The organism is Streptomyces changchenzhani, from assembly GCF_039766235.1.
GTDB lineage: Bacteria > Actinomycetota > Actinomycetes > Streptomycetales > Streptomycetaceae > Streptomyces.
On sequence record NZ_JBDHNH010000009.1, the window covers coordinates 336,829 to 362,339 of the forward strand.

Below are 25,511 nucleotides of genomic sequence, written 5' to 3' on the forward strand. Positions count from 1 at the left end.
TTACTCGCCATGTGGCCAGGACAGCAGCCGCCCGGGGGCGAGCAGAACCCGCAGGACCAGAACCAGAACCCGTACCAGCAGCCGGGTTACCAGCAGCCGAATCCCTATCAGCAGCCGGGCTATCAGCAGCCCAATCCGTACCAGCAGCAGCCCGCCCAGTACGGCGGCCCCATGCCGCCCGGCGGCCCTCAGCCGCCCGAAGGCAACCGGAAGAAGACCACGGTCATCGCGATCGTCGCGGCCACCGCGGTCGTCGCCGCGGCCGTGATCACCGGCGTCGTGGTGATGGGCAAGGACGACGAGGGTGGCAAGAAGAGCACTCAGGCGTCGGACGACAAGGACAAGAAGAAGGCGTCCCCGTCGACCAACCCGTCCGAGCAGCCCGCCGCGCCCTCCACCCCCGCGGAGAATCCGCGCGGCGGTTCGGCCAAGGAGGCCAAGCCGTCGATTCCCGGTTGGAAGGCCGTGACCAACCCCAAGTACGGAACCCTCTTCGACGTACCGCCGGACTGGGAGGTGGACAAGCCCGGCATGACCATCGGCTTCACGGACGACAAGGACCCGATGGACAAGCCGCTGATCTCGATGTCGGCGCCCGCGTACTACAAGAGCAAGTGGTGCACGGAGGATTCGGACAAGGACGGCGACTCTGAGGACAACAGGCTCGCCGCGGCCGGCACCCGGGGCGCGAACGGCGCGTCGAACGCCGGTGTCGAGGCTCAGAACGTGGCCGGCTGGTGGGTTTTCAGCCCCTACGACCAGAAGAAGACCGGCAAGGTGAAGATCGAGAAGGCCAAGCCCTTCACCACCACGTCCGGGCTCAAGGGCAGCTACTCCACCGCCACCGTCACGGGTGTCGCCAAGAAGACCAAGTGCAGCAGCGACGGGAAGTCGATCGCCTTCGCCTTCAAGAACGCCGAAGGCGACTTCACCGTGTGGAACCTGTACACCGCCAAGGGCGTACCCGACGAGCTGCCGGACGCGACGATCCAGAAGATCCTCGCGACCGTCCGGGTGCCCGGCGCCTGAGCGACCTGGTCGCTCAACCGGTTCGGCAACGGGGGGGGCGGCGGCAGCGACAGTCCGCACGTGACATCCGCTGCCGCCGCCCCCGACGCGTTCGCCGCCCCGCCCGGGCAGGCCGCAACTGCACGCTGCCGACCGCCTCCGCCGTCGTGACGTACGGAGTGTGACCCGCCGCACCCACGAGGTGGCCAAGGCCGGCGGGCCGCCTGCTGACCTGCCAGGCTCAGCCGATGCTGAAGGCGCCGTCGGGCGGCTCGGGTGACTCCACCGCGCCCTCGTCCCGCACCACCCGCGCGTCACCGACAAGACGCCGCAGCGCGGGGCCGTGCTCCACTCGCGCGGGGAAGACGTCGGCGGCGGTGCGGCGGGCCAGGCCCGCCAGGTCGAGCGGTTCGTGCGAGGCGAGCAGCACCACATTGCCGAAGCGCCTGCCGCGCAGCACGCCCGGCTCGGCGATCAGCGCGCTCTGCGCGAACACCGCCGCGAAGGTGGCCAGTTGGGAGCGGAGGAAGGCGAAGGGCGCACCGTCGGCCAGGTTGGCGGCGTAGATCCCGGCGGGGCGCAGGACGCGCTCGGCCAGCCGCGCGTACTCGACGGAGGTGAGGTGCGCGGGCACCCTGGAGCCGCCGAAGACGTCCGCGATCAGTACGTCCGCCGAGTCGGCCGGGGCGCTGGCGAGCCACTGGCGCGCGTCGGCGCCGTGCACCCGGATCCCGGATCCGTCCGGCACCGGCAGGTGTTCGGCGACGAGCGCGAGCAGCCCCCTGTCGGCCTCCACCACGTCCTGGCCGGATCCGGGCCTGGTCACGGCCGTGTAGCGGGGCAGCGAGAGTCCGCCGCCGCCGAGATGAGTCACGTCGAGGGGCTCGCCGTCGGGCGCCGCACAGTCGACGACGTGGGCGAGCCGGCGCGCGTACTCGAACTCCAGATGGGTCGGCTTGTCCAGGTCGACGTACGACTGCGGCGCCCCGTCGACGGTGAGCAGCCAGGCCCTCGCCCGGTCCACGTCCGGCATCAGCTTGGCGGTGCCCCAGTCCACGTCCCGGATCACGGGTATCGGCTCGTCCACCCGACCATTGTGCGCCGCCGGGTCACGCGCCCCAGACCGCGGCCACGGCTTCGGCGTGCGCGGCGGCCTGGGCGAGGCCGGCGCGGGCGGCTGCCGCCCGGCGCGCGGGGTCCAGCACGTTGTGGCCGAAGGCCTTTCTCGCGGCGGCGTCCGGCGATATGACCTCGACGCGCACCCCGTCCGCCGCGAGCAGCGCGGCCTGGGCGCGCGGGGAGGCGATGGCCCTGACGCCCGACGCGGTCGGGGCGATGACGACTACGCGCCCGTATCCGGCGGCGAGGTGGGCATTGGCCGGGGAGTGCACCGCGCCGTCGATCCACTTGCGCCCTCCGATGGTGACGGGCGGCCAGACGCCGGGGACCGCGCAGCTCGCGGCCACCGCGTCCACGATCGGAACACCACTGTCCTTGTCGAAGATCCGCAGCGCGCCGGTGAGCGCGTCCACGGCGGTGATGCGCAGGCACCGCTCGGGCCAGTCGTGGGAGACCAGCCTGCGGGCGATCACCGCGCGGCGCTCCGCCTCGCCCGGGGTGTCGGCGTCGAGCGCGAACCGCCCCAGCTTCTCGCCGCAGGCCTCGGCGGTGCGCGCAGACAGCATCGCCCGCGCGAAACGCAGGAAGACACCGGGCCCGATGTGTCCGGGTGTCTCACCCGTCGGGTCGGCGAGCTGGCGCTCGTACAGCTCGGGGAGGGTCAGCCGCCCCGAGGTGAGCTGGGCGCCGACGATCGAGCCGGCGGACGAACCCACCACCACGTCGGCGTTGGACAGGTCCACGCCCGCCTCGGCAAGACCGTGCACGATGCCCGCCTCCCAGCCGATGCCGGTGAGCCCGCCGCCGCCGAGTACCAGTGCCGTGTCCGTCATACGAGCAGTCTGGCGCACGGCCCTGCGCCCGCCTCCCCAGGGGTAGTTGGGGAGGCGGACGCCGGGTCTCGCGGCGATCAGTCGAGCAGCGCCGTCACCGTGCCGGCCCCGACCGTGCGTCCGCCTTCGCGGATCGCGAAGCCGAGCCCCGCCTCCAGTGGCGTGTCGCGGCCCAGCTCGACGGTCAGGGTGACCGTGTCGCCGGGTCGCGCGACGGCCGTGTCACCGAGGTCGATGTCCCCGACGACGTCCGCGGTGCGGATGTAGAACTGCGGCCGGTAGCCGGTCACGACGGGCGTCGTACGACCGCCCTCCCGCGTCGACAGGACGTACACCTGCGCGGTGAAACGCCGGCTGGGCGTGACGCTGCCCGGCTCGGCCACCACCTGCCCGCGGCGGACCGCGTCGCGCGGGATGCCGCGCAGCAGCAGGGCGACGTTGTCACCGGCCTCGGCGGAGTCCATCGGCTTGCCGAAGGTCTCCAGGCCGGTCACCGTGCTGGTCTGCGGACCTGTGTCCGCGCCCAGCACCTCCACCCGGTCGCCGACGCGTACGGCGCCGCGCTCCACGGCGCCGGTGACGACGGTGCCGCGCCCGGTGATGGTGAGAACGTTCTCGACGGGCATGAGGAACGGCGCGTCGACGTAGCGCACCGGCATCGGTACGTACGTGTCCACCGCGTCCAGCAACGCCTCGATCGCGGCGCTCCAGCGCGGGTCGCCCTCCAGCGCCCTGAGCCCGGAGACCCTGACGACGGGCACGGAGTCGCCTCCGTAGCCGTGCGCCGAGAGCAGCTCGCGGACCTCAAGCTCGATCAGGTCGATCAGCTCGTCGTCACCCGCGTCGGCCTTGTTGAGGGCGACGACGATGTGGTTCACACCGACCTGCCGGGCGAGCAGGACGTGCTCGGCGGTCTGCGGCATGATCCCGTCGATCGCGGACACGACGAGGATCGCCCCGTCGAGCTGCGCGGCGCCGGTGACCATGTTCTTGACGTAGTCGGCGTGCCCCGGCATGTCGACGTGCGCGTAGTGGCGGGTGTCAGTCTCGTACTCGACGTGCGCGATGTTGATGGTGATGCCGCGCAGCGCCTCCTCGGGGGCCCGGTCGATACGGTCGAAGGGCACGAACGTGCCGCCCCCGCGCTCGCTCAGGACCTTGGTGATGGCGGCGGTCAGGGTGGTCTTGCCGTGGTCGACGTGGCCCATGGTGCCGATGTTCAGGTGCGGCTTGGTGCGCACGTATGCCGTCTTGGGCATGGTGATCTTCCTCGGAAGGTCGAAGCGTGATGGGGACCCCTGGGCCTTGCCGACCCTCCCCCTGTGGGGTCCGCCGGACGATCCGGGAAGGGTCAGCTTCGGGCGCCGTCGAGCGGCGCTGCGGCAGCGGCGACTGCGGCCGCTGCGGGGAATGCGGCAGCCTTCGGCGCGTCCGCGACTGCGGACCTCGCTGCGAGGAAGGCGTACCTGTTCATAGCGCCGATCATGGCGTACGGGAGGGGGCGCGTCGAATGGTTTTCGCGCCGCGGCAAGGGAGTTGCACGCCGCCCGTACGAAGGTGCTCAGCACTGCCGGGCTGGGCTGTGGCGTACCGGGGCTCGTGCGTCACGTGTCACAACGGTCGCAGCGGATACCGGAGTGTTCGCTGTTCCGAGGGGGTACGGGTGTCTCGCCCGCCCGATGCTGCGACGGCCGTCCGACGCACATTACGGCGATCACATCCCATTGTCGGTTACGCTCCCCCGATGCTCGACCCCGTCACACGGCCTGCCGGTTTCACTCTTCGCTGCACCAGGGTGCTGATCTCCCCCTGGTCGCGGCTCTCGCTTCTCGTGGTGGTGCTCGCAGCGGCCGCGACGACAGTGCTGATCTTCGAGCCGCAGCAGCTGCTCAGAGCGGGCTGGCCGCCACAGCTGAGCGGTGGCGTGGCCGTGGTGCTGTTCGGTATCGCGTACGGGCTCTGCACGGCCGCGTTCGTACCGCGCCCGCTCCTCAATCTCGCGGCGGGCGCCCTGTTCGGCACGCAGGCCGGCCTTGCCTCGGCCGTCGCCGGCACGGTACTCGGCGCCGGGATCGCTTTCGGGCTCGGCCGGGTGCTGGGCCAGGACGCGCTGCGGCCACTGCTGCGCGGGCGGGCCCTGCTGGCGGCGGACGGGCAGCTGAGCCGGCACGGGTTCCGCACGATGCTGGCCATCAGGCTCTTCCCCGGGGTGCCGTTCGCCGCCGCCAACTACTGTGCGGCCGTCTCGCGCATGGGCTGGGTGCCGTTCCTGTTGGCGACGGGGCTCGGCTCCATCCCGAATACGGCGGCGTACGTCGTCGCGGGCAGCAGCGCCGCCTCCCCGACGTCGCCGACCTTCCTGATCGCGATGGGGTTCATCGCGCTGACGGGCCTCGGTGCGCTGGTGGTCGCCTGGCGCAAGCGTCACCATCTGCGCGACGGTGAGCCGCACTCGGGGCACCGCCTCGGTGCCTAAGGCGGGACCTTCCCACAGCGGCGAAGGTCGCGAACGATACGCTGCCCCGAACTGACCTGACTGCACCGCACGCTGCACCTGCATGCCGCTGCACAATCACATCCGGGACGGCACAAGCCCCATGAGTTGGTTCGAATCGTTCATCCTCGGACTCGTCCAGGGGCTCACCGAGTTTCTGCCGATCTCGTCGAGCGCCCATCTGCGTCTCACAGCAGCCTTCGCCGGCTGGCACGATCCGGGTGCGGCCTTCACCGCGATCACCCAGATCGGCACCGAGGCGGCCGTGCTCATCTACTTCCGCAAGGACATCGCCCGGATCGTCTCGGCGTGGTGCCGCTCGCTCACCGACCGGTCGATGCGGGGTGACCACGATGCCCAGATGGGCTGGCTCGTCATCATCGGCTCGATCCCCATCGGTGTACTCGGCGTCACGTTCAAGGACCAGATCGAGGGCCCGTTCCGCGATCTGCGCCTGATCGCCACCACCCTGATCGTCATGGGCATCGTTCTCGGCATCGCGGACCGGCTCGCGGCCCGCGACGAGAGCGGCGGCAAGCACCGCGCGATCAAGGACCGCAAGACGCTCAAGGAACTGAGCATCAAGGACGGGCTGATTTTTGGGTTCTGCCAGGCGATGGCGCTGATCCCCGGTGTCTCCCGGTCGGGCGCGACCATCAGTGGTGGGCTCCTGATGGGCTACACCCGTGAAGCCGCGGCCCGCTACTCCTTCCTCCTCGCCATCCCGGCGGTCCTGGCGTCCGGGGTCTTCGAGCTGAAGGACGCGAACGAGAGCGGCCATGTGTCCTGGGCGCCGACGATCTTCGCGACGATCATCGCTTTTGTGGTCGGCTACGCGGTCATCGCGTGGTTCATGAAGTTCATTACGACCAAGAGCTTCATGCCGTTCGTGATCTACCGGATCATCCTGGGCATCGTGCTGTTCATCCTGGTCGGCATGGGCGTGCTCAGCCCGCACGCGGGTGAGTCGGCGGGCTGACCGGGGGCTGCCGCGGCCGAATGGGCGACGACGAGCAGGCACATCGCAGTCATCTGTCCTATTTTGAGACGGTAAGTAACCGTACCGTGCTAGGAGCCGCAGTGACTGACGAAAGCGCCAAGGACAAGTTCAAGGGCAAGGGCAAGGAAGCCATGGGCAAGATGACGGGTGACCGACGTCAGGAAGCCGAAGGCAAGACGGACCAGGCCAAGGGCAAGGCCAAGGACGCCGTGAGCGGCCTCCGCGAGCGCGCCGAAGGCATGAAGGACTCCATGCGCCGCGACGACAAGTAGGCCGCGGGTACGGAGCACGACGAGGCCCCTCGCCCGGTATCCCCCGTGGGCGAGGGGCCTCAGTCCAACGTCCGGCAGCCTTCGCACCCGGACCGGATCCACGATAGTCGGCCACCGGTTCGCGAGCACCTCATTTTCGGGCTGCGCGACCGCCGTGCGGGCCAGTTGGGTAAGGCAGGGCAGTCGGCAGGCGCACACTGGGGCCATGAGTAACTATCAGGGCCCCGCGACCCTCATCGCCGGCGACTCGAAGATCGAAGTCGAAGCCACACTGAGTTCCGGCCCCTCCGGTGCGCTCAGCCAGTGGGGCGGCAGCGTACAGACCAGCGAGGCCGCGGAAGACTTCTACACCGCCATGAAGGACGTCGACGTGTCCCTCCTGCTGCCCGGCGGCGAGGAGTGCCCGGTCGTCGCGACGCCCACCGCCATCGGCAGCGGACGGCTGCGGATCTCCGGCAACGGCACCATCCCCTTCTGATGCGTCCCCTCCGTTAAGGCCCGGAGCCCTGCCGCGCCTACTTCCAGTACAGGCCGCGGGCCCGGGTGGAGCTGATGGTGACCGGCTGCTCGTCGGCGCCGTCGACCGGGTAGTAGACCACCTCGAAGCGGAGCTTCTCGCCGGACTCGATGGACCCCGAATTGTGGAAGTCGAGGAAGCTGCCACCGTCGGTGGCGAGGCGCTCGGTGACCGCGGCCGTCCAGCGGGAGCCGTCGGTCCTGTAGTGGTAGAAGCGGCCCTGGACGGTGGCGCCCGCCGGCGCGGTGAGGTTGAGCCACACCGACGCGGTGTAGGACTTCGCGCCGGTGAGCAGGTCGACGCCGCTGATGGTGACGTTCTTCCACTGGCGGGGCACCAAGGCCCTCTCGGTGTCGTCGTAGCGGCCGAGCGTCTCGGGCATGTCGTCCTCCTGGTTGGTTGCGCGGGCGACGATGGCAGGGAAGACCGTCTCCTTGAACTGCTTCACCCGTGCGTTGCCCGGGCAGGCGGTGCCGGACACGGCCCAGGCCGGGTGCAGCCGGTGATAGCCGAAGCCCGGGTCCGACGCGGAACGGCAAACGCGCAGCGGAATGCCGTGCGTGCGGTGCAGCCACACGCCCAGCTCAATGAGCTTCTCCAGCTGTTGCGCCGTCCACGGGTCGGAGCCCTGCAGGTTGGACGCGGTCTCGATGGACACCGCGCCCGTACCGTCGGGCCGTCTGTTGGCCGCGGCGTTCGCGTCGGCGCGGGTCTCGGTCCCGATGTACTGGCCGAGGTCGCCCGCGTAACCGAGGCCGAAGTGCGATTCCAGGTTGGTGCTGTCGCGCCAGTACTCGTAGATGCGGCGTGCGGTCCACGGCGCTATCACCGAATGCACAATGAACTGCGTGGGCCGGATGACCGCTTGACTGTCCGACTCCGGTTGCAGCTCCATCTTCGTGGCGCCCGGATACCAGGCCATGTGTCCTCCTCCGGTCGGGGAGGCCCCGTCGCGGAGCGGGGCGGAGGCGGCTGGACGCCCCGAGGATGTGATACCCATCCGTACCGGTTGGTAGTGGTCCCGGCGCGAACAGCCCCGCCCGTAACGCACAGGCGGGGCAAGTGAGTTGAAATCCCGTCGGCCGGTGTCCGGTCCGTGGACGGTTCAGCCGGTGACGATCGAGGTGAGCTCGGTGAGGGAGTCGATGCGCCAGTCCGCCGCGGCGACAACCTCGGGGTCGTCGGCCCACAGATAGCCCCACGGCCCGCGGCGGATGTGCGCGGCCCGCAGGCCCGCCTCCTGCGCCGGGTAGAGGTCGTTCACCGGGTGGTCTCCGACGTAGACGGTCTCGTGCGGATCGGCGCCCGCGATCTCGACGACCCGGGCGAAGAACTCGGCCGAGGGCTTCGCCACGCCCCACTCGGCCGACGTCACGACCAGATCCACCGGAAGGTCGAGGCCGCGCAGCAGCTCACCGGCGCGGCCCGTCTGGTTTCCCGCTACGACGACCCGCACCCCCAGGTCGCGCAGGCCCGCGAGGGCCGGGCGCACATCGGGGTACAGGTCGGTCTCGTCGAGGTGTTCGCCGCGTCCCGCCGCCTCGCGCGCCCGGTACGCCTCACGTACATCCATGCCGGGCTTGATGAGGCGCAGGGCATCGGTGTTGTCACGGCTCTGAGCGGTGACGGCACCGACGAGCGTGGACACGGTGTGTCTCGGAATGCCGAGCCAATCGGCCCACGACGCCCAGTAACGGTCGTCACGGACAAGGGTTTCGCCGACATCGAAGACGATGGTCTCAATCATCGGCGTAAGCGTAGAGGGCGCGAGGCATATCCACGGTCAGCAACTGCCCGTATCCATTCCATTCGCCCTCTACTCCACTCTCCCGTGTTCTGTCAGCAGAGGGCGATACGCCCGTAGGAGCCCCTTGACCACTTCCACTCAAGGCGCTCACCGGGGGAAGTGGACCAGCACCGGCCGTCGGGCCCGCGCTTGACGACGAGCTGGATATGCATCCGCCGACCGCAGTTGTTGGTCGTCCAGGCCTTCCTTTCCTGCTTGATGACGTCACGGGCAATGCACGCCGGCGCGGTGCCACCGGCTGCGGCCGCCGGGGCGGCGGTCACCAGGGACATCGCGGCCATCAGCGTGGCCGCGGCGAAGGCGGACATGGCGGCGCGGGCCGTGCGCCGTACTGGGATGTTGGGCAAGGGGGACTCCTGTCCAAAGGTTCTTCCGGGACAGGGCTTGCTTACCGGTCGGACGCCGGGAGTGCCGGGAGGCGCTCGGGGCAGTCACCCGCGCGAGCGAAGCTCGGGGCGGTCCGGAGCGCTACCAGTGCGTCGGGCGGCTGAGTTTGGGCGGCAGCTTCGTACCGGAGTCGCCCTTCGCCGCGTTGATCTGGGCCTGGGTGAGAAAGAGACTCCCGGTGAGGTCGGCGCCGCTGAGGTCGGCGTCCCTGAAGTCGACGCCGATCAGGTCGGCTCCCCTCAGGTCGGCTCCCCTGAGGTCGGCGCCGATGAGATAGGTCCCGCGCAGGTTGGCGCTGCTGAGGTCGGCGCCCCTGAGGTCGGCCCCCATCAGGTCGGCCCCTCGGCGTTCCTTCTTCTTCTGACGCCGGGCTCCGCCGCGTACGAGTTCGCTCGTGCGCAGCAGCAGCGTATTGACCTCTCCCCGGTGCGCCGCCACATCCAATTCCACCAGAGCGTCGGAAGTGGCGAGAGTGAGACGTTCGGTCTTGTCGATTGCGCGGCCGATCTCACCGTGGAGCGGGCGGGCCTGTCGCAGTGTCAGCGCTTCGCTCAGATACCAGAGCAACTCGTGGAGCTGGCGCATGATCGGCAGAATGGCGAACATCTGCTGTGCGGTGTCCGGGGCTTCGCGCCAGCTCTTCCCCCCAAAGGTGACCTGGGAGACCTTCTGCCCCGCGCCGAAGCAGTCGTACACGGTGCAGCCCTGAAATCCTTGCGGCCGCAGGCGGTTGTGAATGCCGCAGCGGTAGTCCAACCGCAGATTCGGGCAGGGGTCTCCGGCGTCCTTGTTGATCGCGAAGTCGGCCGATACCGTCAGGGTCAGCGCGACACAGCACAGCCCGAAGCAGCTCTCGCAGTCGGCTCGCAGGCCGAAACGGTCCCTTTCGGCGACAGGTTCCGTATGATCGCGTTTCTCGGACACGGTGGAAGATCTCCTGTTACGTGGTGGGCGCCGCTCTCGGCGTGCCCAGGTCGAACTCCCATTGTCTCCAACGAACGGAGCGCCCCGCACGGCGCCCGGCGCGGTCGGCGCCGGACCGGCATGTGCCATGAGCGTGTGCCACCTGGGTAACGCGAGCACCCCGTTCGCGGCTCGCACGAAGGTCCACTTCCGCCGCCGCACAGGGCTGTCGTCACGCAAAGTGGTGTTCCCCGGGCTCCTTCGATGTGCGGCGACATGCGCGTGCCGCCCCTTTTACGCAGAGAAAGCCTGGTCAGACCCCCTCGCTAAGGAAACTCACTGTCGACCTGGTCCCTACTGTGCGTATCTGCCCGTACTCTTATCGCATGTACCCCTCTCCCCCGCCGTCTGGTTCCGTGCGGTCCCTGACCGAGGCGAACGAGGCAATCCGCGCGCTGGTCGAGTCGCGCGCCGACGGGTCGGAATGGCCCGCCGAGGAGTACGAGATGCTGCTGCTGAAGTGGGCAGCGGCGGTACGCGGCGAGGTCACCGAAGCCGCCTAGGCGACGACCGTACGCGGCGGGGAAGGCCAGCCAGGCGTTCCCGGGCGGGCATGCCGAGCTGGTCCACAGCAACCTGGACGGCGAGGCCGAGGCGAAGCTCCGCGAGGTCTTCACACACTGACCGGCGCGTCCCGCCCGGCTCCGTCGGCTACTGCCCGGCTCCATGAGATACGGGCGGTTGTGCTCTTGGCTCGCGGCCCCCGCTGCCAGAGACTGACCCGATGACGCAGCGTGTGGAGCTCTCGACCGTAATGGACCGACTTGCCATCGACTCGGTGATCACCGGTTACGCGGTGGCGGTGGACGACGGCAACTGGCTCGACTACCGGGCCCTGTTCACCGCCGACGGCCGGGCCGACTACCGGACGGCGGGCGGCATCGAGGGACCGGCAGGTGAGGTCGCGGGATGGCTGGCGGAGATGATGCGCCTCTTCCCCGTACGCCAGCACTTCATCGTCAACAGGCTCTTGCGGCTGGAGAATCTCAACGGCGACACGGGGGACCGCGCCGAACTCCAGGCCGACTACCTGAACCCGATGCGTCTTGAGACCGAGCCCGGCGGCTCCAGCGGGGCCGAGCCCGGCGGCTCCAGCGGGGCCGAGCAGTCGACGGCCCCCAACTTCGAGTCCGGCGGCCGGTACACCTTCAGCCTGCGTCGGACGGAAGGCGGCTGGCGGCTGCTCGCCGTGGTCGTCGAGGAGAAGTGGCGGCGTACGACGGGGGCGCACGGCGCCCGCTGACGCGCCGGGCTCCCAAGGGGTGTCATTTGACCCGAACAACACCCTCAACCCCGGCCGCACCCCCGGACCGGCCCACTGTCCGCGATCGTCGTGCTCCCCCACACTGGGGGCAGACACTTCTCACGGGGCACGACGAGGAGGCGCCGCATGCGGATTCCGGCCGGCCGGTGGGAGCGGCTTTCGTCGCCCTGGTGGCGCGGTGCGGCCGCGGTGCTGTTCGGCGCGCTGCCCGCGCTCGCGTTCCCGGCACCCTCCCTGTGGTGGTTCGCGTACGTCGCCCTCGTCCCGTGGATGCTGCTGATCCGCTCGGCGCCCACGGGCCGGCGGGCAGCGCTGGACGGCTGGCTCGGCGGTACGGGCTTCATGCTCGCCGCACATCACTGGCTGATGCCGAGCCTGCATGTGTTCATCGTGGTGCTGGCCGCGCTGCTGGCCCTGCTCTGGCTGCCGTGGGGCTGGCTGGTCCGGTCGATGCTCGGCGGCGCACCGTCGGCCGTCCGTGCGACAGCGGCGCTCGCGGTGCTCCCCGCGGGATGGCTGATGGTCGAACTGGTCAGGTCCTGGGAGGGCTTGGGCGGCCCGTGGGGGCTGCTCGGGTCGAGCCAGTGGCAGGTCGCTCCGGCGCTGCGGGTGGCCTCGGTCGGCGGTGTGTGGCTGGTCAGCCTGCTGGTGGTCGCGGTGAACACCGGCGTCACCGTGCTGGTGGCGGTGCCCACGGCCCGCACTCCGGCGGCGGCGGGCGTACTGGCCTGCGCCCTGCTGACGGCGGCCGCCTGGGCGTGGGCCCCGCGCCCGGAGCGGACCGGCCAGGCCCGGATCGCGGTCGTGCAGCCCGGCATCGTCAACGGCATCGGCGGCGCCGAGCGGCGCTTCGCCCGCAGTGAGACGCTTACCGGCGAGCTCGCCGGGCAGGACCTCGATCTGGTGATCTGGGGCGAGAGCAGCGTCGGCGAGGATCTGGCGCGCCGCCCGGATCTGGCGGACCGGCTGGCCGCCGTGTCCCGGCGGGTGGGCGCGGACGTACTGGTCAATGTGGACGCACGGCGCTCCGACCGGCCCGGCATCTTCAAGAGCTCCATACTGGTCGGCCCGCGGGGCCCGACCGGCTATCGCTACGACAAGATGCGGCTGGTGCCTTTCGGCGAGTACGTACCCGCGCGTGCGCTGCTCGGCTGGGCGACCTCCGTGGGCAAGGCTGCGGGCGAGGACCGCATGCGCGGCACAAGGCCGGTGGTGATGGAGCTGCCCGGCGACGCCGCGGACGGCCTGCGCGTCGGACCCCTGGTGTGCTTCGAGTCCGCCTTCCCCGACATGAGCCGCAAGCTCACCAGGGGCGGCGCCCAGCTCCTTGTCACCCAGTCGGCGACCTCGACGTTCCAGGGCAGCTGGGCACCCGAACAGCACGCGTCGCTCGCCGCGCTGCGGGCCGCCGAGAACGGCCGCCCGGTGGCGCACGCGACCCTGACCGGCGTGAGCGCGGTGTTCGGGCCCAGCGGTGAGCGCGTCGGCTCACCGCTGGGGACGGACCGCAGCGAGGCCGCGGTGTACGACGTACCGCTGGCCGCCGGGAGCACCCTGTACGTCAGGGCCGGCGACTGGGCCGTCCACGGCGCGCTGGCCGTCCTGGCCCTGCTGTGCGCCGCCGAGGGGGTGCGCGCGTTCAGGCAGCCTGTTCGGCGGCCACGCGGACCACACGCTCGCACAGCTCATGGGTCAGCAGCGCGTCGTGGGCGCTGAGCAGCTTTCCGGCCCGTACGGCGTCCAGGAAGGACACGACGGACTGCTCGATGCCGCGCTGCCGGGCGACGGGCACCCAGTCGCCGCGGCGACGGACGCTGGGCTGGCCCTTGTGGTCGATGATCTCCGCGAGGTTGACGACCTGGCGCTTGGTGTCCTGGCCGGAGACTTCGAGGATTTCCTCGGTGGAGCCGTTCATCCGGTTCATAGTGCCGATGGCGGTGAAGCCGTCGCCGGAGAGCTGGAGCACGACGTGGTGCATGAGGCCGTCGATGATCCGCGCCCGTACGTCGACGTGCTCGATCTCGCCGGGCACCAGGAAGCGCAGGGTGTCGATGACGTGGATGAAGTCGTCGAGGACGAGGGTGCGCGGGTCCTCGGGCAGGCCGACGCGGTTCTTCTGCATCAGGATCAGCTCGCGGGGATGCTCGACGCACTGCGCGTAGCCGGGCGCGAGACGGCGGTTGAAGCCGACGGCAAGGCTGACGCCGCGCTCGTCGGCGAGGCGCACCAGCCGCTCGGACTCGGCGAGTTCGTACGCGAGCGGCTTGTCGACGTACGTCGGTACGCCCGCCTCCAGGAGCCGGGTCACGATCTCGGGGTGCACGGCGGTCGGGGCGTGCACGAACGCGGCGTCCAGGCCCTGGGCGAGCAGCGCGTCCAGGTCGGTGTGGCACTGCCCGTCCGGGATGCGGTGGGTCTCGGCGATCCTGTGGAGGGTGGCCGGGGTACGGGTCTGCAGATGCAGTTCGAGCCCCGGCCGGGTGGCCAGTACGGGCAGATATGCCTTCTGCGCGATGTCCCCGAGCCCGATGACGCCGACCTTCACAGGGGCCTCCCTAACGCTGTATGTGTGGGTCCTGGACCTGGCGGTCCCGTGTCCGGGCAGCATACGTGCGCTGCGGAGGGCGCCAGTCGGCGATGCCGTCCAGGGTGCGCAGGGCGAGGCCGGGGGCGAACCGGGAGAGGGACATCAGGCCGTCGCGCAGGGCGACGGCCGGGGCGCCGCCGAGGGTGACCAGGCGGACGATGCGCGCGGACCTGCGGACGATGCCCGTGGTGCGCGGCAGTCGCGCGGCGGAGTACGCCGCGAGGCCGACGCCGAGTCCCTCGGGGGACGCGGCGTGGTGGGCGAGGACGATGGCGTCCTCGATGGCCTGGTTGCCGCCCTGGCCCATGGTGGGCGCCATGGGGTGCGCGGCGTCGCCGATGAGCACGGTCCTGCCCCGGTGGAAGGCGGGCAGCGGGGTGGTCATGTGGTGCACGTCGTTCCGCAGGACCCGGGCAGGGTCGGCGGCGGCGAGGATCCCGGGGACCGGGTCGTGCCAGTCGCCGAAGCGGCGCAGCAGCTCGGCCTTCTCGCCGTCGGGCGCGCGGCCTCCGGCGGGGACGGCTGCCGCGGCGTACGCGTAGACGCGGCCGTCCTTGAGCGGCTGGGTGCCCCACAGCGCGCCACGCCCCCAGGTCTCGTGGGGCTCGAAGGGGTGGCCGGGGGCGGGCACGACCACCCGCCAGGTGGTCAGCCCGGAGTACGCCGGGCCGGGGTGCCCTGGGTAGAGGGCGCGGCGTACGGCGGAGCCGATGCCGTCGGCGCCGACGACGAGGTCGGCCTCGATGTCACCGTCAGGGGTGGTGACCACGGCGGGGCGGCCGTCCGCGACTCCCGGGTCGGCGAGCGAGGCCACGGCCCCGGTGCGCACGACGCCCTCGGGCAGCCGGGACGCGAGTCGGCCGATCAGGGTGGCGCGGTGAACCAGGACGAGCGGTCCGCCGAAGCGCTCGGCGGCGGCTTCGCTGTTCGTCCGGACGAGCCGGCGGCCGCTCGGGGAGCGCATTGCGCCGTCGCCCTGCCAGGCGGCCAGCTCCCTGATCTCGGCGCCGAGGCCGATGACGTCGAGGGCGCGCTGGCCGTTGGGGGTGAGGCCGATACCGGCGCCCACCGCCTCCAGGGAGGGCGCGCGCTCCAGGACGGTGACCTGCCAGCCGCACTGATGCAGGGCGACAGCTGCGGTCAGCCCGCCGATTCCGCTTCCCACGACGACGGCACGGGACGTTGCCATGGCTGTCTCCTCCCCCTCGGAACTACAGATGTAGTGACAGGCCTGAAGGTACTACAGATGTAGTAACGCCGGTAGGTTGGCCTTATGACCGCTCCCACCACCGCTCCGGCCCCCCGCGCCGAACTCATCGCCGACGCCGCGCTGACCCTGCTCGTCGAGCGCGGCATGCGCGGCCTCACCCACCGGGCGGTGGACGAACTCGCCGGGCTGCCCCAGGGCTCGACGTCGAACTACGCCCGTACCCGGCTGGCGCTGCTGGAGGCCGCGGTGCGGCGGCTGGCGGAGCGCGAGGCGCGGGTACTCACCCTGGACCGGATGCCCAGCCCGTCGGGGGGCATCGAGGCCCTCGTCGACGCCCTCGCGCTGGCCCTGCACAGCCATCTCAGCGGCCACCGCGGACTGCTCATTGCCCGGTACGAGTTGGGGCTCGAAGCCACTCGGCGACCGGAACTGCGCGAGTTCTACGACGCGGCGGGCAGGGACCGGTTCCGTGAACCGATGATCGCGATGATGGCCGCGGCCGGTTCGCGGGAACCGGAGCGCCACGCCCTGTCACTGGTGGCCTGGTGCGAAGGGCTGATGTTCTCCTGCGCCGCGGGCGCGTACCACTCGGCGGTACCCAGCCGTGCGGACCTGCGCACCGGCTTCGGTGAACTGATGCGCGGCATGCTCGGCCGATAGCGGGGTTCCGCCGATAAGCCGTGGCGCGTCCATGATCCGTACGTGATGATGTCCGCCATGACTACACCCAAGCGCACCGAGCCCTCCACCACAGCCGACGAACGCAGCATGCTGGACGGCTGGCTGGACCATCATCGCGAGACGCTCGCCTGGAAGTGTTCCGGACTGGACGACGCACAGCTGCGCCAGGTGGCAGTCCCGCCCTCCGAACTCTCGCTGCTCGGTCTCGTACGGCACATGGCAGAGGTCGAGCGGGGCTGGTTCCGCCGGACGCTGGCCGGCGAGGAGGCGCCCGCGCTCTACTACACCGATGAGGACCCCGACGCGGATTTCCACCTCACCGATGCGGACACCTGGGAGGAGGCGAACACCCGCTGGCAGGCCGAGATCGCGCACGCCCGCGGGGTCGTGGCGGGCCGCTCGCTCGACGACCTGGCCGAGGGGAAGCACCGCAGCGGGGAGACCTTCAACCTCCGCTGGATCTACACCCACATGATCGAGGAGTACGCGCGGCACAACGGCCACGCCGACCTCATCCGTCAGCGCGTCGACGGTATGACAGGCGAGTAACGGCGTCACTCGTGCGGGCCAAAATCCGCTCGCGATCTCCCCAAACGGCCTCGCGCCCAGCAAAGTTGCGCGGATGCACCGAACGAAAACCTCAGCGCTGATCCTGGTGGGGGTGGTGGTCTCGGCCGTCTCCGGTTGCGTGGCGGTCCAGCCGCGGCCCGCCCACGCACCGCCGACCGAGCCGCCGCGGCTCTCCCAGGACGTACAGCCGCAGATCGTGCAGGCACCGGCGCGGGAGGCGCTGGACGCCGTACTGCCGCCGTCGCCCGCGCCGGCACCCCCGGGCGGCGGCGCCGTACGCGAGGAACCGCGCCGGACCGCCGCGGTGCGGCCGGCGCCCGCGCCTCCCCGGCAGGCGCCGGCCGCACCGGCGGCGCCCCCGAAGGCCGCCGATCGTCCGCCGCGCATCCTGCCGTCCCTGCCCGTACCCGTACCCGTGCCCGCGGGGGCGGTCGCCGGCACAGGGGCGGACGTGTGCGCGCTCGGCGAGGGCTACGGCGGCTGGCGGCCGGACAGCCCCGAGACCCGCATTTGCCGCGAGACGTACGGGCGTTGACCCGGGCGCCGGCCCGCGCCGACCGGCCGCCTCCTTGACCGGCGACCGCTCCACCACCGGGATCCGGCCGGCACCCCACCGGGATGCCCCCGCCCCGCCGCGCGCCCACCTCACTCCCCGTCCGCGAGCCTCCGGCCGAGACGCTCGATCGCGGCCCGGACACCGTCCCCGTATCCGTCGTCCCCCAGGGCGTCGGACGCCGCCCGCGCCCGGTCGAGATGGGTGCGCGCGGCTTCGGGGCGGTGCAGCTTCAGATAGTCGGCCGCCAGGTTGACATGGAGCGAGGGGTAGAAACCGCGCACCGCGACCGAGGGGTCGTGCCGGGCGACCCGCTCGTCGCTCAGGCCGTCGGCGGCGGCCAGCGCCCTGAGGTCCCAGGCCAGTTCATCGCCGGGGTCGTCCTGGGTGTCCGCCATGTAGTGCGCGAGCGTGCACCGGTGGAACGCGTCGCCGTCCTCCCCCAGCTCCGACCACAGGACCCCGAAGCGATTGCGGGCCTCCTCGCGGTCACCGGCGTGGAGAAGCATGACCGCCTGGCCGATCCGCGTCATCGTGGCATCTTCCGACGTCTCCTGCTGCTCCATCGCCGCGTTCTCCTCTGTCACCGCACATCGCGCAAGGCCAACTCCGATGATCTCGACGCTAGCCCCCGGCACTGACAATCCGGCTCAGGACCGGCCCAGGTTCGGGACGGTCCAGTCGATCGGCTGGTGGCCCTGTGCCGCGACCGCCTCGTTGATCTGTGTGAACGGGCGGGACCCGAAGAACTTCTTCGCGGACAGCGGCGAGGGATGCGCGCCCTTCACCACGATGTGCCGCTCCTCGTCGATCAGCGAGAGCTTCTTCTGCGCGTAGTTCCCCCACAGCACGAACACCGCCGGGTCGGGGCGCGAGGCCACGGCACGGATCACCGCGTCCGTGACCTTCTCCCACCCCTTGCCCTTGTGCGAGTTGGCTTCGCCCGACCGCACCGTCAGCACGGCGTTGAGCAGCAGGACACCCTGCTCGGCCCACGGCATCAGATAGCCGTTGTCCGGGATCGGGGTGTCCAGCTCCGCGTGCATCTCCTTGTAGATGTTCCGCAGGGACGGCGGCACCTTGACACCCGGCCGCACCGAGAAGCACAGGCCGTGGCCCTGCCCCTCGCCGTGGTACGGGTCCTGCCCGAGGATCAGCACCTTCACCCGGTCGTAGGGCGTGGCGTCGAGCGCGGCGAAGACCTCATCGCGCGGCGGGTACACCGGCCCGTTCGCCCGCTCCTGCTCGACGAAGTCGGTGAGCTGCTCGAAGTAGGGCTTGCGCAGCTCTTCGCCGAGGACGCCGCGCCAGGACTCGGGCAGCATGTCGGTGTCGGTCACGTCAACAACCTCCGGTAAGTGATCAGTTCTCGACCACGAACCTACCTGCGGCCACTGACAGCGCCCCCTACCGGCGGCTCCGCCCGGCCGGCGGGTGTCCCGCCGCACCGGCCGCTCTCCGCCCTACCAGCTGGTCTTACGGTGCAGCTGCCACACCTGCATGATCGTCTGCGGGTCCAGGGCACGCTCCGTACCCGCGATGTCGTCGGACGCGGCGACATACAGCTTGCCCTGCCACAGCGGCAGCAGCCGGACATCCTTGAGCAGGATCTCCTGGGCCCGTTCGAACTGCTTGGCCACCGCGGCACGGTCACTCTCACGGCGTGACTGCGGCAACAGGCTGGCCGTGATCTCGGGGGTGTCGTACGGCGTACCGACGGCGTTCTTCTCGCCGACGAAGGGCGCGACAAAGTTGTCCGGGTCCGGGAAGTCGGGCGCCCAGCCGCGGCCGAAGACCGGGAACTCGCCCTTCTGGTAGCCCGTCTGGAACGCATTCCAGGGGCGGTCCTTGAGCGTGATCCGGAACAGCCCGGACGCGTCCAGCTGCCGCTTCAGCTCGGCGAATTCCTTCGCGGTGGACGACCCGTACCGGTCCGACGTGAACCAGAAGGTCAGCGGGACGGGCTCGGTGATGCCCGCCGCTTCGAGAATGTCCTGCGCCTTGGGCACACTCGGCTCGCCGTAGGCGTCGAAGAAGCTGGTCGTGTGTCCGGCGACGCCGCTGGGGACCATCGAATAGAGCGGCTCGGCGGTGCCCTGGTAGACCTTGTCGACCAGCGCGCCGCGGTCGACGACCTGCGCGATGGCCCGCCGGACCGCGGGATTCCGGGCGGCCGGGTCCTTGGGGTTGAACACCAGATAGCGGATCTCGGCGCCGACCGCCTCGACGACCTGGAGCTCCTCTTCCTTCGGCTGCCCCTCCAGGTCGACGATCTGCTCCGCGGTCAGACCGCGGAACGTCGCGTCGATCTCCCCCGTCTTCAGGGCGGTCACCATCGCGTCGGAGTCCTTGAAGTACCGGATGGTGACGCCGTCGTTCTTGCGCTCGGCGAAGCCCTTGTACTTCACGTTCCGCACCAGCTCGGCGGCCGAGTCCGGCGAGTACGTCTGCAGGTTGTACGGCCCGGAGCCGGTCAGCGCGTTGCCCGGGCGGAGCTTGCCCTTCGGATAGTCCGCGGGGCTCACCAGGGACATCGCGGGCGTGGCGAGGACGAACGGGAAGGTCGCGTCGGGCTTGTTCAGCCGGAACGTGATCTTGCGATCGCCGCTCGTCTCCACCTTGTCCAGGCTGGTCAGAAGCCCGGCCGGGCCTCCCGGCGCATCGATCGTGAGGATGCGGTCGATCGAGTACTTGACGGCCGCGGCATCGAGCTCGGTCCCGTCGGAGAACGTGAGGCCGCGACGGAGCGTGCACGTGTAGACCTGGTTCGAGCTGTCCGCGAAGACGCACTTCTCTGCCGCGTCGGGCTCCGGCGTGGCGCTCCCGTTCGGGTAGCTCACCAGCGTCTGGAAGACGTTGCGGTAGAGCTCCCAGGACCCGTCCCACGCGCCGGCCGGATCAAGGGTGCTCGGTGTGCTCGTCGTGCCGACAGCGAGCTTTTGCCCCGAATCGGACGTGTCACTCGAAAGCACCCCGCATCCACTCAGCAGGGATATGGACGCAAGGGCTGCAAGTGACTGCAGACGTCTGGTCCGGTTGAACACGTGCACGCTCCTCGATCGGCCATGGGTCGGCAGACCATACCGCAGCGCCCTGTCGGGTCAACGGACAGATCCGACAGGGCACTTAGGTCTATCCAGAGTAATTCCGGCTTAAATCCGGCGTAACTCCGGATTAAATTTGCTCAGCCCACACCCGCATTGAGGAAAATGCCGCCGTCGACGACGAGCGTCTGCCCGGTGATCCAGTCCGACTGGTCCGAAGTGAGGAAGGCGGCGGCCCCTCCGATGTCCTCGGGAACACCGAGCCGCCCCAACGGATAAGCGGCGGCTGCCTCCGCCTCGCGGCCCTCGTAAAGTGCCTGGGCGAATTTGGTCTTGACCACTGCGGGCGCGATCGCATTGACCCGGACACCCGGCGCGAACTCGTGCGCCAGCTGAAGAGTCAGATTGACCATGGCCGCCTTGCTCATGCCGTACGCACCGATGAAGGGCGATGCGGAGACGGCAGCGACCGAGGCGATATTGACGATCGCCCCGCCATTGTCCTTCTGCCAGGCCCGCCACGTCTGCTGCGCGAATCCGAGCGCCGAAATGACGTTGGTCTCGTAGACCTTGCGGGCGACATTGAGATCAAGCTCCGCCATCGGGCCGAAGACCGGATTCGTACCCGCGTTGTTGATCAGGAAGTCGACGCGGCCGAATGCCTCCATGGCGCGCTCGACGGCGTACGCCTGATGCGCCTCGTCGTGGGCCTTGCCCGGAACACCGATCACCCGGTCGGCGCCGAGCTTGTCCACGGCCTCCTTGAGCGTGTCCTCATTGCGCCCGGTGATGCACACCCGGTCGCCGCGGGCGACGAGCGCCGCCGCGATGCCGTAACCGATACCGCGGCTCGCGCCCGTGATCAGCGCGACCTTGCCGCTGTCCTGGGCCTCGGGGGCCCCAGTTGCCTCAGTGGTCATGATTCAGTCCCTCACGTCGTCGGTCCCGCACGTCAGTTGAGCGGGCCGCCGGCCACATACATGACCTGGCCGGAGACAAAGCCCGCGGCGTCGCCGGTGAAGAAGGCGATGGCGTTCGCGATGTCGTCCGGCGCGCCGACGCGCTGCACCGGGATCTGGGTGGCGGCCGCGGCCTGGAAGTCCTCGAAGCCCATGCCCACGCGCTCGGCGGTCTGGGCGGTCATCTCGGTGACGATGAAACCGGGGGCGACGGCGTTGGCGGTGACGCCGAACTTGCCGAGCTCCTTGGCGAGGGTCTTGGTGAAGCCCTGCAGACCGGCCTTAACCGCGGAGTAGTTCGCCTGGCCGCGATTGCCGAGCGCCGAGCTGGAGGACAGGCTGACGATACGGCCGAACTTCGCGTCAACCATGTGCTTCTGACAGGCCTTGGCCATCAGGAACGCGCCCTTGAGGTGCACGTTCATCACGGTGTCCCAGTCCAGCTCGCTCATCTTGAAGAGCAGGTTGTCGCGGAGCACGCCCGCGTTGTTCACGAGGATCGTCGGCGCGCCGAGCTCCGTGGCGACGCGCGCCACGGCGGCCTCCACCTGGGCGCTGTCGGAGACGTCGCAGCCGACGGCGATGGCGGTGCCGCCCGCCGCGGTGATCTTCTCGACGGTGCCCTTGCAGGCCGCCTCGTCGAGGTCGAGTACGGCGACGGCGCGGCCCTCCGCCGCAAGACGTACCGCGGTGGCGGCGCCAATGCCGCGCGCCGCCCCGGTCACGATCGCGACGCGCTGCTCGGTGGTGGACATGCTGGTTCTCCTCGCCCTTGGGTGCGGCTCAGCCGAGTCGACCGGGACACCCCGATCGCTGAGCAACCGCTTAGTCTTCAGCAGATGTGACGCTAGAAGCCATGGCACGCGGTGTCAACGGCCCGGGATTCAGCAGCGCACGTCACATCCGGACGGCGCCGTCGCACGGCACCCGATCAGCGCACGAGCAGATCCAGCAGGCGCTCGATCTCGGCCTGCGGATCCGCCGTGAGCCCGGTGTGTACGGGCCCCGGCTGTACGACGGTACTGCGCGGCGCGATCAGCCAGCGGAAGCGCCGCCCCGCGTCGTCGCCCGCCGCCTGCCCGGCCGCGTCACCGCCCCCGCAGACGCCTTCGACGGCGCGCAGGGCGGCCCGTACGCCCGCGACGTCCGCCCGCGGGTCCAGGGCATTCAGCTTCGCCTCGTCCAGATGTGTCCTGGCCGCGACGAACGACTTGGCCCGGCAGTAGACCAGCACACCCGCGTTGAACATCTCGCCGCGCTCCACGCGCGGCACCACGCGCAGCACCGCGTACTCGAAAACATCGCGCCGCTGGCTCACTTGTCGCCGTCCTTGTGCTTCTTCGTCGGGTGCGGCCACGGCGCGAGGCGGTCGGTCAGCCAGCCCGGCGCCTGCGAGGGCCGGTCCTTGGCGGGCGCGTCGAGCGAGATCCGCTCGTGGATCGTCGCGGCACGCGACAGCAGCGCCTCGACATACGCGCGGCGCAGCGCGTCGGTGGTGTCAAAGCCGGGCTCGTCCACCAGCCACTCGCCGGGCACATCGGCGGCGACCTCGGTCAGCAGCGCCTGGGTGACCAGCGGCGCCAGCTCGGCGGCGGCCGCGGCGATGTCCGGCCGGAACGGGGCCAGTACGTGGTCCGAGGCGTTGTACGGCTTGGCGGCCGAGGCCTGCGCGCCCGGCCAGTTGTGGTGCCAGATCATGGTGGCGCCGTGGTCGATGAGCCACGGGTCCCCGTGCCACACGAGCATGTTGGGGTTGCGCCAGGAGCGGTCGACGTTGTTGATCAGCGCGTCGAACCAGACCACCCGGCCGGCCTCGGCAGGGTCCACCTCGTACGCGAGCGGGTCGAACCCGATCGAGCCCGGCAGGTAGTCCATCCCGAGGTTCAGCCCGCCGCTCGCCTTGAGCAGCTCCTGGACCTCCTGGTCGGGCTCGCCGAGCCCGATGACCGGGTCGAGCTGCATCGTCACCAGCCGCGGCACGCGAAGGCCGAGCCGGCGGCCCAGTTCGCCGCAGATGACTCCGGCGACCAGGGTCTTGCGACCCTGTCCCGCGCCGGTGAACTTCATGACGTACGTACCGAGATCGTCGGCCTCGACGATCCCCGGGAGCGAGCCACCCTCACGCAAGGGCGTGACATAGCGGGTCGCAGTCACCTCATTTAGCATTTTCCCAGGCCATCCGATTCTCCAGCCTTGCAATCCACAACTAGCTCCAAGCGCACACAAGCCGACGAAACGGCCTCATCAGCCCTGGGGAGAATCCGGGGAGTTTAGACTGACCCTCCGAACCTCTCCCTGCCCGATCAGCCCATCGAGCGCCGCGCGCCCCTTACTCCCGGCCTCGGGCATGAAGTGAGCATAGTAACCGAGCGTGATGGTCGGTGAAGAGTGCCCGAGCCACTGCGCCAACGTCACCACCGACTCTCCCGACTCCAGCAGGATCGAGGCGTAGGTGTGACGCAGTACATGGAAACCGTCCTTCGGCGCCGCTGCCCACTGCCACGGCTTCGCGCCCTTGGCGCGCGGTGGGATGACGTCAGCGGCGGCGAGCGCCGGCTTCCAGGCGTGCGTGTTCCACGTGTTCACGGAGATGGCGTTGCTGAAGCGCGTGGTGAGCATGAGGGAGAACTTCTTTGTCGCCCTGTCCGGTCCCGGCCTCTCCCACGGAAGCTCCACCTCCACCGGCGGAAACTCCCTGCCGTGGCGCTTCACTTCTTCAGCCACCGAAGGGGGCATGTCAACAGTGCGCGTCTTCGCGCCTTTCGGCAGGGCGAAGTACAACTTCCCGCTGACCGACTGAACCTGGCGGCGGACATGGAGCACGCCCCTCGCGTAGTCGATGTCTTCCGGGCTCAGCCCGAACACTTCGCCCTGGCGAAGACCGCACCCCAGACCGAGCACGACAGCTACCCGGTTCCGCGGGCTGATCACATCTCGGACCCGGAGCGCCGTAGCCAGCGGCCACGCCTCTCGACGTTCCCGCGACGCCCTGGGCCACCGCACGGACTTCGCACGCATCGGGTTGCTGGCGAGCCGCTTGTCATCAACGGCCGCCTCCAGGATGCTCGACAGCTCCGACAGGATGCCGCGCCTGTAGTCGATAGAGGCGACGGTGGCTTCCAAGGTCGCGATGTGCGCACGCAACTCTGCCGCCGTGATGCTCCTGAGCGGCAGTTGGCCCAGATGCGGGACGATATGGAGCCGCGCTCTCCGCTCCTGGTTCTGCTGGGTCTTCGGAGCGCCACCTCTGCCCGGCGCCCAGTGCAGTGCGATGTAGTCGGCCAGTGTGATGGATCCGTCGCGCGGGTCCACGAACTCCCCGCGCTCCTCGTCCGTGGCAGACCGGCGAAGCCATGCTTTGGCGTCCTCGAAAATCTCGAAGGAATGGTCACGGATGCCGGGTATGCCGGCGACCTTGTATCGCTTTCCCTGCCCGTAGCGAGCGGTTCTTTCCCTCCTCCCGGTGGCCGGGTCCTTCTTCTTCTTGATCCAGCGGTCTTCTATGTAGCCGGGCAGGTGACTCTCCTCATATGCTTGTTGGGCGAAGGACGTCTGCAACACCTGGCGTTTCAGGCGCCGTAGTTGCGCCTGGGCCGGTGCTGCGAGGTAGCAGCCAGAGGACTCAAGCTCGGGTTCGAGCGCGAGTCGGCCTGCTCCTGTTCGCAGATCCAGGCATCGAGTACTTCCCTCCGGTACATAACGCGCCCGCGAGTTCCCATACGGAAACTCGGCGGCCCCTGCCGCCGGTGCCGCCATACGTAGAGCGTGTGGGGCGAAAGGCCAAGGTATTCGGCAGCCCCCTTGACTGACAGAAAAGCTGTGCGCGCAACGCGATCGCTGAATGCATCGATGGAAGGGGCACGTAGTGGTTGCGTAGGCATTAGATGAATCGATCTCTGTGAGCTGCGAAGGCCAGACGGGCGCGCAGACCAGGACTGCTCCGTGCTCCTCTCGACTTCGCAGTACCGCCCTGCGTCCGCTACGGCTCCACCGCCAAGCACAGCCGATTGCGAACACCCTTGATGGTCACCACGATCGCCGGTTTGGCTAACCGGCGATCGTGGTCTATGTTGCGCGCCGTATCGGCCGATTCCGCCGACTTCCGTGCTGGCCTCGGTCAGGTTGCCAGCCGGTATGAACGCAGCGCTGGGGTCGCGCCGTCCGTGACGACTACCAGCAGACCGTCGTCAGCGAGGCGGTCAAGGCTTCGCGCTACAACACGCTCCGGAGCCTCAATGGCACA

29 protein-coding genes are annotated in these 25,511 nt (G+C 69.9%); 11 read left to right on the plus strand and 18 right to left on the minus strand.

Going from position 1 to position 25,511, the window contains the following annotated elements; translation table 11 throughout:
* Nucleotides 1-9 precede the first annotated feature (9 nt).
* On the plus strand, nucleotides 10-1,029 hold the full coding sequence (locus ABCR94_RS27855; protein ID WP_347122836.1) for a DUF8017 domain-containing protein: 1,020 nt from the start codon (nucleotides 10-12) through the stop codon (nucleotides 1,027-1,029).
* Nucleotides 1,030-1,249: 220 nt separating this feature from the next.
* Here the strand turns inward: ABCR94_RS27855 and ABCR94_RS27860 are convergent, their stop codons facing one another.
* The 3 genes from ABCR94_RS27860 to tuf form a co-directional block, all read right to left on the minus strand.
* Complete coding sequence (locus tag ABCR94_RS27860) at nucleotides 1,250-2,095, minus strand: spermidine synthase (RefSeq protein ID WP_347122840.1); 846 nt, start codon at nucleotides 2,093-2,095, stop codon at nucleotides 1,250-1,252.
* A gap of 22 nt (nucleotides 2,096-2,117) precedes the next feature.
* Nucleotides 2,118-2,960, minus strand: coding sequence for a patatin-like phospholipase family protein (locus tag ABCR94_RS27865; RefSeq protein WP_347122841.1), 843 nt, complete (start codon nucleotides 2,958-2,960; stop codon nucleotides 2,118-2,120).
* Between the two features lie 77 nt (nucleotides 2,961-3,037).
* Nucleotides 3,038-4,219, minus strand: a complete 1,182-nt coding sequence (gene tuf / locus ABCR94_RS27870; RefSeq protein ID WP_347122843.1) for an elongation factor Tu — start codon at nucleotides 4,217-4,219, stop codon at nucleotides 3,038-3,040.
* Between the two features lie 485 nt (nucleotides 4,220-4,704).
* Between tuf and ABCR94_RS27875 the strand changes: the two genes are divergently transcribed.
* The 4 genes from ABCR94_RS27875 (at nucleotide 4,705) to ABCR94_RS27890 (ending at nucleotide 7,204) form a co-directional block, all read left to right on the plus strand.
* Nucleotides 4,705-5,436 carry a TVP38/TMEM64 family protein gene (locus ABCR94_RS27875; RefSeq protein ID WP_347122844.1) on the plus strand — a complete coding sequence of 244 codons (732 nt, stop codon included), beginning with the start codon at nucleotides 4,705-4,707 and terminating at the stop codon, nucleotides 5,434-5,436.
* Between the two features lie 121 nt (nucleotides 5,437-5,557).
* Nucleotides 5,558-6,433 carry an undecaprenyl-diphosphate phosphatase gene (locus ABCR94_RS27880; RefSeq protein WP_347123117.1) on the plus strand — a complete coding sequence of 292 codons (876 nt, stop codon included), beginning with the start codon at nucleotides 5,558-5,560 and terminating at the stop codon, nucleotides 6,431-6,433.
* A 101-nt stretch (nucleotides 6,434-6,534) separates the two neighbouring features.
* A complete protein-coding gene (locus ABCR94_RS27885; protein WP_347122846.1) occupies nucleotides 6,535-6,726 on the plus strand; it encodes a CsbD family protein in 192 nt (63 codons plus the stop codon).
* A gap of 205 nt (nucleotides 6,727-6,931) precedes the next feature.
* The gene (locus tag ABCR94_RS27890; RefSeq protein ID WP_347122848.1) at nucleotides 6,932-7,204 is read left to right on the plus strand and encodes a DUF4873 domain-containing protein; all 273 of its coding nucleotides are present in this window, start codon (nucleotides 6,932-6,934) and stop codon (nucleotides 7,202-7,204) included.
* Nucleotides 7,205-7,241: 37 nt separating this feature from the next.
* On the opposite strand, the gene ABCR94_RS27895 is transcribed toward ABCR94_RS27890, so the two are convergent.
* The 4 genes from ABCR94_RS27895 to ABCR94_RS27910 all read right to left on the minus strand — a co-directional run bounded on the left by ABCR94_RS27895 (nucleotide 7,242) and on the right by ABCR94_RS27910 (nucleotide 10,361).
* Nucleotides 7,242-8,165, minus strand: a complete 924-nt coding sequence (locus ABCR94_RS27895; RefSeq protein WP_347122849.1) for an N-acetylmuramoyl-L-alanine amidase — start codon at nucleotides 8,163-8,165, stop codon at nucleotides 7,242-7,244.
* A 183-nt stretch (nucleotides 8,166-8,348) separates the two neighbouring features.
* Nucleotides 8,349-8,990 (minus strand): HAD family hydrolase, encoded by a 642-nt coding sequence (locus tag ABCR94_RS27900; protein ID WP_347122850.1) that lies wholly within the window; start codon nucleotides 8,988-8,990, stop codon nucleotides 8,349-8,351.
* Between the two features lie 92 nt (nucleotides 8,991-9,082).
* Nucleotides 9,083-9,397, minus strand: coding sequence for an alpha-amylase inhibitor (locus ABCR94_RS27905; protein ID WP_347122851.1), 315 nt, complete (start codon nucleotides 9,395-9,397; stop codon nucleotides 9,083-9,085).
* Nucleotides 9,398-9,518: 121 nt separating this feature from the next.
* The gene (locus ABCR94_RS27910) at nucleotides 9,519-10,361 is read right to left on the minus strand and encodes a pentapeptide repeat-containing protein (RefSeq protein ID WP_347122853.1); all 843 of its coding nucleotides are present in this window, start codon (nucleotides 10,359-10,361) and stop codon (nucleotides 9,519-9,521) included.
* Nucleotides 10,362-10,726: 365 nt separating this feature from the next.
* Between ABCR94_RS27910 and ABCR94_RS27915 the strand changes: the two genes are divergently transcribed.
* The 3 genes from ABCR94_RS27915 to lnt all read left to right on the plus strand — a co-directional run bounded on the left by ABCR94_RS27915 (nucleotide 10,727) and on the right by lnt (nucleotide 13,380).
* Entirely contained in the window at nucleotides 10,727-10,903 is a 177-nt protein-coding gene (locus ABCR94_RS27915; protein WP_347122855.1) for a hypothetical protein, read from the plus strand.
* Nucleotides 10,904-11,124: 221 nt separating this feature from the next.
* On the plus strand, nucleotides 11,125-11,643 hold the full coding sequence (locus tag ABCR94_RS27920) for a nuclear transport factor 2 family protein (protein ID WP_347122856.1): 519 nt from the start codon (nucleotides 11,125-11,127) through the stop codon (nucleotides 11,641-11,643).
* A 147-nt stretch (nucleotides 11,644-11,790) separates the two neighbouring features.
* A complete protein-coding gene (gene lnt / locus ABCR94_RS27925; protein ID WP_347122858.1) occupies nucleotides 11,791-13,380 on the plus strand; it encodes an apolipoprotein N-acyltransferase in 1,590 nt (529 codons plus the stop codon).
* On the opposite strand, the gene ABCR94_RS27930 is transcribed toward lnt, so the two are convergent.
* Both ABCR94_RS27930 and ABCR94_RS27935 read right to left on the minus strand, forming a co-directional pair.
* On the minus strand, nucleotides 13,304-14,209 hold the full coding sequence (locus ABCR94_RS27930) for a Gfo/Idh/MocA family protein (protein WP_347122859.1): 906 nt from the start codon (nucleotides 14,207-14,209) through the stop codon (nucleotides 13,304-13,306). The two genes, lnt and ABCR94_RS27930, sit on opposite strands and share 77 nt — an antisense overlap.
* A 10-nt stretch (nucleotides 14,210-14,219) precedes the next feature.
* Nucleotides 14,220-15,440: an FAD-dependent monooxygenase gene (locus tag ABCR94_RS27935; RefSeq protein WP_347122861.1), complete on the minus strand. Its 1,221-nt coding sequence runs from the start codon at nucleotides 15,438-15,440 to the stop codon at nucleotides 14,220-14,222.
* 84 nt (nucleotides 15,441-15,524) lie between these two features.
* On the opposite strand from ABCR94_RS27935, the gene ABCR94_RS27940 reads away from it, so the two are divergent.
* The 3 genes from ABCR94_RS27940 (at nucleotide 15,525) to ABCR94_RS27950 (ending at nucleotide 17,247) form a co-directional block, all read left to right on the plus strand.
* Nucleotides 15,525-16,121: a TetR/AcrR family transcriptional regulator gene (locus ABCR94_RS27940; protein WP_347122862.1), complete on the plus strand. Its 597-nt coding sequence runs from the start codon at nucleotides 15,525-15,527 to the stop codon at nucleotides 16,119-16,121.
* A gap of 57 nt (nucleotides 16,122-16,178) precedes the next feature.
* Entirely contained in the window at nucleotides 16,179-16,691 is a 513-nt protein-coding gene (locus ABCR94_RS27945) for a DinB family protein (RefSeq protein WP_347122864.1), read from the plus strand.
* Nucleotides 16,692-16,764: 73 nt separating this feature from the next.
* Complete coding sequence (locus tag ABCR94_RS27950) at nucleotides 16,765-17,247, plus strand: hypothetical protein (protein ID WP_347122868.1); 483 nt, start codon at nucleotides 16,765-16,767, stop codon at nucleotides 17,245-17,247.
* A 110-nt stretch (nucleotides 17,248-17,357) separates the two neighbouring features.
* On the opposite strand, the gene ABCR94_RS27955 is transcribed toward ABCR94_RS27950, so the two are convergent.
* The 9 genes from ABCR94_RS27955 to ABCR94_RS27995 all read right to left on the minus strand — a co-directional run bounded on the left by ABCR94_RS27955 (nucleotide 17,358) and on the right by ABCR94_RS27995 (nucleotide 25,149).
* The gene (locus ABCR94_RS27955) at nucleotides 17,358-17,831 is read right to left on the minus strand and encodes a hypothetical protein (protein WP_347122870.1); all 474 of its coding nucleotides are present in this window, start codon (nucleotides 17,829-17,831) and stop codon (nucleotides 17,358-17,360) included.
* Nucleotides 17,832-17,915: 84 nt separating this feature from the next.
* Nucleotides 17,916-18,605, minus strand: a complete 690-nt coding sequence (locus tag ABCR94_RS27960) for a uracil-DNA glycosylase (RefSeq protein WP_347122872.1) — start codon at nucleotides 18,603-18,605, stop codon at nucleotides 17,916-17,918.
* A 123-nt stretch (nucleotides 18,606-18,728) separates the two neighbouring features.
* A complete protein-coding gene (locus ABCR94_RS27965; RefSeq protein WP_347122874.1) occupies nucleotides 18,729-20,309 on the minus strand; it encodes an ABC transporter substrate-binding protein in 1,581 nt (526 codons plus the stop codon).
* Between the two features lie 140 nt (nucleotides 20,310-20,449).
* Nucleotides 20,450-21,229, minus strand: a complete 780-nt coding sequence (locus ABCR94_RS27970) for an SDR family oxidoreductase (RefSeq protein ID WP_347122876.1) — start codon at nucleotides 21,227-21,229, stop codon at nucleotides 20,450-20,452.
* Between the two features lie 32 nt (nucleotides 21,230-21,261).
* Nucleotides 21,262-22,023 carry a 3-oxoacyl-ACP reductase FabG gene (gene fabG, locus ABCR94_RS27975; protein WP_347122878.1) on the minus strand — a complete coding sequence of 254 codons (762 nt, stop codon included), beginning with the start codon at nucleotides 22,021-22,023 and terminating at the stop codon, nucleotides 21,262-21,264.
* Nucleotides 22,024-22,199: 176 nt separating this feature from the next.
* On the minus strand, nucleotides 22,200-22,586 hold the full coding sequence (locus tag ABCR94_RS27980; RefSeq protein ID WP_347122879.1) for a DUF3037 domain-containing protein: 387 nt from the start codon (nucleotides 22,584-22,586) through the stop codon (nucleotides 22,200-22,202).
* Nucleotides 22,583-23,434 carry a HipA family kinase gene (locus ABCR94_RS27985; RefSeq protein ID WP_347122880.1) on the minus strand — a complete coding sequence of 284 codons (852 nt, stop codon included), beginning with the start codon at nucleotides 23,432-23,434 and terminating at the stop codon, nucleotides 22,583-22,585. The genes ABCR94_RS27980 and ABCR94_RS27985 overlap by 4 nt, the downstream gene beginning before the upstream one ends.
* 78 nt (nucleotides 23,435-23,512) lie before the next feature.
* Nucleotides 23,513-24,829, minus strand: a complete 1,317-nt coding sequence (locus ABCR94_RS27990) for a tyrosine-type recombinase/integrase (protein WP_347122881.1) — start codon at nucleotides 24,827-24,829, stop codon at nucleotides 23,513-23,515.
* 8 nt (nucleotides 24,830-24,837) lie between these two features.
* Nucleotides 24,838-25,149 carry a helix-turn-helix transcriptional regulator gene (locus ABCR94_RS27995; protein ID WP_347122883.1) on the minus strand — a complete coding sequence of 104 codons (312 nt, stop codon included), beginning with the start codon at nucleotides 25,147-25,149 and terminating at the stop codon, nucleotides 24,838-24,840.
* Nucleotides 25,150-25,511 lie beyond the last annotated feature (362 nt).

What these genes read in the sequence shown, in the direction of transcription:
- ABCR94_RS27935 (WP_347122861.1), bottom strand. Translation starts at nt 15,440, where the DNA reads ATGGCAACGTCCCGTGCCGTCGTCGTGGGAAGCGGAATCGGCGGGCTG.
- ABCR94_RS27950 (WP_347122868.1), top strand. Translation starts at nt 16,765, where the DNA reads ATGCACCGAACGAAAACCTCAGCGCTGATCCTGGTGGGGGTGGTGGTC.
- ABCR94_RS27865 (WP_347122841.1), bottom strand. Translation starts at nt 2,960, where the DNA reads ATGACGGACACGGCACTGGTACTCGGCGGCGGCGGGCTCACCGGCATC.
- lnt (WP_347122858.1), top strand. Translation starts at nt 11,791, where the DNA reads ATGCGGATTCCGGCCGGCCGGTGGGAGCGGCTTTCGTCGCCCTGGTGG.
- ABCR94_RS27995 (WP_347122883.1), bottom strand. Translation starts at nt 25,149, where the DNA reads ATGCCTACGCAACCACTACGTGCCCCTTCCATCGATGCATTCAGCGAT.
- tuf (WP_347122843.1), bottom strand. Translation starts at nt 4,219, where the DNA reads ATGCCCAAGACGGCATACGTGCGCACCAAGCCGCACCTGAACATCGGC.
- ABCR94_RS27940 (WP_347122862.1), top strand. Translation starts at nt 15,525, where the DNA reads ATGACCGCTCCCACCACCGCTCCGGCCCCCCGCGCCGAACTCATCGCC.
- ABCR94_RS27985 (WP_347122880.1), bottom strand. Translation starts at nt 23,434, where the DNA reads ATGCTAAATGAGGTGACTGCGACCCGCTATGTCACGCCCTTGCGTGAG.
- ABCR94_RS27920 (WP_347122856.1), top strand. Translation starts at nt 11,125, where the DNA reads ATGACGCAGCGTGTGGAGCTCTCGACCGTAATGGACCGACTTGCCATC.
- ABCR94_RS27955 (WP_347122870.1), bottom strand. Translation starts at nt 17,831, where the DNA reads ATGGAGCAGCAGGAGACGTCGGAAGATGCCACGATGACGCGGATCGGC.
- ABCR94_RS27875 (WP_347122844.1), top strand. Translation starts at nt 4,705, where the DNA reads ATGCTCGACCCCGTCACACGGCCTGCCGGTTTCACTCTTCGCTGCACC.
- ABCR94_RS27915 (WP_347122855.1), top strand. Translation starts at nt 10,727, where the DNA reads ATGTACCCCTCTCCCCCGCCGTCTGGTTCCGTGCGGTCCCTGACCGAG.
- ABCR94_RS27970 (WP_347122876.1), bottom strand. Translation starts at nt 21,229, where the DNA reads ATGACCACTGAGGCAACTGGGGCCCCCGAGGCCCAGGACAGCGGCAAG.
- ABCR94_RS27945 (WP_347122864.1), top strand. Translation starts at nt 16,179, where the DNA reads ATGACTACACCCAAGCGCACCGAGCCCTCCACCACAGCCGACGAACGC.
- ABCR94_RS27895 (WP_347122849.1), bottom strand. Translation starts at nt 8,165, where the DNA reads ATGGCCTGGTATCCGGGCGCCACGAAGATGGAGCTGCAACCGGAGTCG.
- ABCR94_RS27880 (WP_347123117.1), top strand. Translation starts at nt 5,558, where the DNA reads ATGAGTTGGTTCGAATCGTTCATCCTCGGACTCGTCCAGGGGCTCACC.
- ABCR94_RS27900 (WP_347122850.1), bottom strand. Translation starts at nt 8,990, where the DNA reads ATGATTGAGACCATCGTCTTCGATGTCGGCGAAACCCTTGTCCGTGAC.
- ABCR94_RS27890 (WP_347122848.1), top strand. Translation starts at nt 6,932, where the DNA reads ATGAGTAACTATCAGGGCCCCGCGACCCTCATCGCCGGCGACTCGAAG.
- ABCR94_RS27855 (WP_347122836.1), top strand. Translation starts at nt 10, where the DNA reads ATGTGGCCAGGACAGCAGCCGCCCGGGGGCGAGCAGAACCCGCAGGAC.
- fabG (WP_347122878.1), bottom strand. Translation starts at nt 22,023, where the DNA reads ATGTCCACCACCGAGCAGCGCGTCGCGATCGTGACCGGGGCGGCGCGC.